The organism is Borrelia hispanica CRI (assembly GCF_000500065.1).
GTDB classification, from domain to species: domain Bacteria; phylum Spirochaetota; class Spirochaetia; order Borreliales; family Borreliaceae; genus Borrelia; species Borrelia hispanica.
Genome location: NZ_AYOU01000089.1, coordinates 1 through 2,617, shown reverse-complemented (window position 1 = coordinate 2,617; position 2,617 = coordinate 1). Strand labels below are relative to the sequence as shown.

Sequence of the window (2,617 nt, the reverse complement as noted above, 5' to 3'; positions counted from 1 at the left end):
TATTTCTAAGTTTTTGTATTCTGGAATTATAACCACGGCTTCTTGTGTCTGCGAATTAAAAGATTTGATAATGCCCACTTTAGAAATAAGGACATTAGAGTATATCCATTGTTTTATCTCTTCTTGTGTTAATGCAGAGCCTTGCATTTTGGAATTCATTCTGTAAATTTCGTAATTTAAGTTCATTTATTATCCTTCGATTTTAATATGATTAGAATCGTCATGAAGTTTTAGCATTAAAGAACATTCGCCAGTGTTACTTAATATGGCACTAGTTTCTAAAATTGTGTTTTTAATCTTTTGACCAAGCGAGTCAATGAAACTAACCTTAGTTCCAACTTTTAATGTGTGTGTATACATAATTTTGGCACGCCAATAAATCATTCTAATTTTTCTAGTAGTGCCAATACTAATCTCTTGTTGAGGAATAAATTCAAGTCCAAAGTCTTCAAGGGGCATATATTTTGAGTCTGGTTCAGACAAATTAATATTTGTAAATATATAATTACATTCAACACCATTATTATTTCCAATATCTGTTTTGATGTTTTGAACATATTTTTTAGTAATTTTTTCTACAAATTCTTTAGGTGTTTCTGCGTAAAAACTTTCAGTAATTATTGTAGAACGATCTTTTATGCTCATATTAATGATATTTCTATTAGGAAAAGCTGATTTGATCGCATCTTCTACTGTCATACCTTTGAATTGAGTATTTTCAAGTTTTCTATTAAAGAAATTACTCTTTGAGGCTAAATGAAGTTCCAAATCAACACTAAAGTCGCCACTGGGATAATCAGTGCTCATCGGCACTCCTAAATATCCAGCCATAATAAAGTCATATTGTTTGGCGTCATAAAACTTCTTATAAAATATTTTGACGATGTCGCCTTCTTTGATTGATTCTGTAAAGTCTAAAGGTAAGTTCCAAAGAGTTAATTTGGCTTGTTTTGAGGCCACATATTTATAGCTTGAATACAAATCTGATATCGATATGTCTACATGTATTCCATTATGAGTTTCAATAACAATTTTTGGATTGTCTTCTGGAATAGAATCACCAGTTGTAGAATTGTCAAGAATATGAGAGTTATAAAATTCTATTTTGAAGTCATATTTTATCATATGTTATCCTTTATCTTCTGAAGTAGTAAAAGTTTTGGCAACTTCCATAGTGAGACTTACTTCAACTTCATCAATATTTGGAGTGTCTTTGAGTGTGACAGAAGTTAATGTTACTGCTTCTTTTATGCCAAAAGCTGGACTAAAAGCACTAAAAGGTACTCCGGCTTCGATTCTATTTCTAAATTGAGCTTTGACTAAATGACTGTCATATTGTAGTATTGCAGAGCCAAAAATAGATGCTTGAAGATCTTCAATTATTTCCTTATAGAAACTGGTTAGAACACCAGAATTTAGGCTAATAATTTCACTGTTTAGTATTGGATTATAACTTACATACTCGGCTTTTCTAGTGTAGTAATTAATAATAGGACGTTTTGAGCATGAAGTGTTATAAGTTATGTTTATAAGTTCGTTTTTAGGTTTTATGAAGAACAATTGTGGAACATATCCTAATCCTTTGAAGTCCATTCTTGGGAATAGAACTATAAAATTATCGTGTACGAACAAACTAAGTGTTTGTGTGACTATTTCTTTGATCAAGTTAGTAATTTGAAATGAATTCATATTTACTCTCCTAATGAGGTGTTTCTACGCTACTGTCAGTTTCAGTTTTAGTAGAATCTGTGCCGTTCCACCAGTCTTTAAAACCTTGTACAATACTTGATGTTAATTTAGAGAAATTGAACACTGATTTTAATGGTTCAATAATACTTTTCTGAAAACTAAATTCCACTAACCAATTTGTTAATTTGGTTAATATGCCAAGTAGTGGTTTGAGTGCATTAACGGTAAGTGTGTTTAGGTTTTCAGTAATTTTTGTAACTTTACTACTAGTATCTTCTTTAAAAGAAGTAGCTTTTGTGAGACCAGTTGATAGTAAATCTTTATGTATTTCTTTGATTAAGTTTATTCGTGAATCAAATTCATTATTTAATGATGTAACGCGTTCATATTCCATTTGTTTTTGTTCGCTATATTTATGACCAAATTCTTTAAAGACACTCATAGCTTTAAAAATAGAGCCTCCTTCACCTTTTAGTAGTGTTGAAACTTCTGAAATAGCATCATTATCACTAATACCACTAGATTTAAGACTTGCAGCAAGCATAACAGCTGAATTTAGATTTTCTTTTGTATTAATACCTAATTCATTGAGATCACCCTTAAGAACAGCAGCAGAACGTAAAAACAATTCCTTATCAGCTTCTCGTTCAAATCCTTGCAGGTCACTTATTTTTTTATTTAGAGCATTATATTCGTCTTCGTCAAAGACTTTTAAGTTAAATGCTTGATGTCTTTTTTTTATTGCATCAGCCTCAAGAGCTTGTTTTGCAAAGCCAAGTGTGCCTGAAAAAGCTCCTTTTATACCTCCTGCTGCTAATTGACCAATAGCAGTACCCGTAGCAATTTGAAGTATATTTTTACTACTTTTACTTAGTAAATTTTTTTGCTTAGAGAGTGATTCATATTCTAATTTTCTCAAGTCTTTTGA

General features: G+C 30.8%; 4 protein-coding genes. All 4 read right to left on the bottom strand.

What is annotated here, in order from left to right; all coding sequences use genetic code 11:
* The coding region (locus U880_RS0102500; RefSeq protein ID WP_024654632.1) for a DUF777 family protein at window positions 1–186 on the bottom strand (186 nt) is incomplete at its 3' end.
* A 3-nt stretch (window positions 187–189) separates the two neighbouring features.
* A complete protein-coding gene (locus U880_RS0102495) occupies window positions 190–1,125 on the bottom strand; it encodes a DUF693 family protein (protein ID WP_024654631.1) in 936 nt (311 codons plus the stop codon).
* A gap of 3 nt (window positions 1,126–1,128) precedes the next feature.
* Window positions 1,129–1,689 carry a DUF792 family protein gene (locus U880_RS0102490; protein ID WP_014683063.1) on the bottom strand — a complete coding sequence of 187 codons (561 nt, stop codon included), beginning with the start codon at window positions 1,687–1,689 and terminating at the stop codon, window positions 1,129–1,131.
* A 10-nt stretch (window positions 1,690–1,699) separates the two neighbouring features.
* The coding region (locus tag U880_RS0102485; RefSeq protein ID WP_024654630.1) for a DUF759 family protein at window positions 1,700–2,617 on the bottom strand (918 nt) is incomplete at its 5' end.

Excerpts from the sequence above, each read along its gene's own strand:
- U880_RS0102495 (WP_024654631.1), bottom strand. The coding sequence starts at position 1,125 with ATGATAAAATATGACTTCAAAATAGAATTTTATAACTCTCATATTCTT.
- U880_RS0102490 (WP_014683063.1), bottom strand. The coding sequence starts at position 1,689 with ATGAATTCATTTCAAATTACTAACTTGATCAAAGAAATAGTCACACAA.